The sequence below is a fragment of the Kitasatospora sp. NPDC001225 genome, from assembly GCF_053597855.1.
The window spans coordinates 1-2,316 of sequence record NZ_JBSFJC010000368.1 but is presented as its reverse complement, the minus strand read 5'-3'; the positions used below and the strand labels follow the sequence as shown (position 1 = coordinate 2,316).

General features: G+C 74.3%; 2 protein-coding genes. Both read right to left on the bottom strand.

Annotation, left to right across the window (positions count from 1 at the left end):
• Positions 1 to 102: class III lanthipeptide (locus ACWDCZ_RS40505; RefSeq protein WP_449818611.1), on the bottom strand; the 102-nt coding region annotated here is incomplete at its 3' end.
• A gap of 351 nt (positions 103 to 453) precedes the next feature.
• Positions 454 to 1,752, bottom strand: coding sequence for an Ig-like domain repeat protein (locus ACWDCZ_RS40500; RefSeq protein ID WP_449818610.1), 1,299 nt, complete (start codon positions 1,750 to 1,752; stop codon positions 454 to 456).
• Between the last annotated feature and the right edge of the window lie 564 nt (positions 1,753 to 2,316).

The window sequence follows — 2,316 nt, the reverse complement described above, 5'->3', positions numbered from 1 at the left end:
GCTGGGCTTGCAGCAGGCGCTGCTGCTGCTCGTCAGGCTGAGGACTGCCACGGCGCTCATCTTGACGCGGGCCTCGATGTTCTGGAGCTTGAGGACACTCATTTCGGGTCGTCTCCTGGGAGATCGAGTGCGCGGGACGCGCAGCGAGGGTGGGATTCGCACCGGCCGGTGGTCGGTACGAGCCCGGACCGTGATGCCTCCGCGGTCCGGGTGATGGCGAGTCTCGTCGTGGCACACCGGGTACCGGTAGGGGCTGATAGTTGTCATGGTCTTCCGACCGGCTCGGCCGCAGACTGAAAAGCTGTTGTCCTTCCGGGCCCCGGGCGCGATGGAGGCGGGGCCCGCGATTCGTCCTCGCGGGCCCCGCCTGGTGTCACACTGTCATCTGGGCCGGCAGCAGTGCTCGTTGCGGTTGACGAGGGTGTGCCCCTCGGTGCTGCCGCGGCGTTCTGATCAGGGGTCCACCGTCACGGTGATGGTCTCGGGGTCGGCACTGTTGTCCTGGTACACCGAGTCACCGCTGTAGACGGCGGTGATGGTGTGGGTGCCCGCGGTGCGGAAGGCGGCGACCGTCCCGCCGGCGGCGCAGGTGCCGAGGGAGAGGATCAGGCGTCCCGTGCCGAGGGTCGTCCCGGTGGTGGTGTCGGTGAACGTGACGGTTCCGGTGGGCCTGGTCGTGGAGCCCGCGCCGGGGCAGACGATGTCGCTGAGCACGACCGGCGAGCCGGTCCGGGTGCGCTGGGGCAGCGCGGTCAGCGTCGTGGTGATCGGCTTGCCCACGGTGTAGCTGATGACCACCTGGCCGTTGTGGTTCGCCGTCCCGATCGTCGAGGCCGCATAGGACGTCCCGGTGCCCGACGGGGCCGCGAAGCTGCTTCCCCCACCGCCACCGCCGCCGCTCGCCTCCGTGCCGGTTCTGTTGACGGCACCGCTGCCGCCGCCCCCGCCGGCGAAGTACCCGCCGCCACCGCCCCCGCCCGCACCGGTGGCAGTGGCGGCACAGCCGCCGTCGATCGCTCCGCCGGCGCCGCCGGTGCCGATCGTGGTACCGGCGAACCCGCCTCCCGGCCCACCCGGTGTGGCGATACAGGACGGGACGGTGCCGGCGGCCCCGCCCGCACCACCCGTGGTCGTGCTGGTGCTGCCGCCGCCCCCGCCGTGCCCCGCCGCGGCCCCGGGGCTGGTGGCGCTTCCCGTGGTGCCGCCGGTGGCATCGGGCGTCGTCCCGCCGTTGCCGCCGTTGCCGCCCGTCAGGCCGCTCCCGGTGCCCCCGGCGGCTCCGCCGCCCCCGGCGACCACCAGGAAGGAGCCCACGCTGACGCTGGAAGCCCCGCCCCCGCCCGGCCCTTCCGCTCCGAACCCGGTGGCCGAGATGCCCCCACCCGGAGCGCCGCCGTTGAACCCGCCGGCACCCCCCGAACCCGTGCCGTTGCAGCCCTTGCCGCCCGTGCCGCCGACGTTGACGGTGACCGTCGTCGGCGCGGTGGTCTGCGGGAGAGTGGTGACGACCCGCGCCCCCGTCCCGCCCGTCCCCGTGACGGAACAGGAGGTGCCGGCGTTGTCGGCACCGCCCGCGCCGTCGGCGGTGATCGTGACCACCGCCTGGGCCGGGATGGTGAGGCTCTGCGGGGCACCGGTGAAGCCGAAGGTGACCACCGGGTCGGCTCCCCGGGTCCGCACCGGGGCGGTGGCCGGCGCGGACCCCGTGGCCGCGGCGGTCGCGGGGCTCAGCCCGGTCCCGGCCAGCGCCACGCACACCCCTGCCACGACCCCGGCCCGCCACCACCGCGCACGGGCCTGGGCGCCTGCCTCTCCCTCGGCGACGGGATGTCCTGGGGCACGGTGTCTGATCACTGCTGTCTCCCGATGGGACGGCTTGAGGTGAGGCTTCGGGGTGCTGGATCACGCGCCCCGTGCAGCGGTGGTCCCTGCTCCGGAGCGTGATCAACAGGGACAGCGTGACGACCGGACGGCCCTTGTGCCCCGATTGCTCCGACAGCGGCATGCCGCACACCATCACACGAACTCACTGAGCTGGTCACCGCGCTCCGCCAGGCCGCCCTGTCCTGAAAAACGGTCTCGGCGCGGCCCGACGGCGCCACCACGGTCTCCTGAGCCAGGGCCCGACGGCGCTGCGCCCTGCCGCTCCCGCCGCCACAGAGGGACGGCGCCGACCCCGTTCTCCGGTCACGGTCGGGCTTACGGCCCCTCTCGCACGCCTGCCCGGACCGGCTCCCGGACACACCCCGCTCGGTCTGGCCGGGGCGACCGCCGTCTCAGCCGCCGCCGCGCTCGGCGGGCACCTGGCCTACCGGC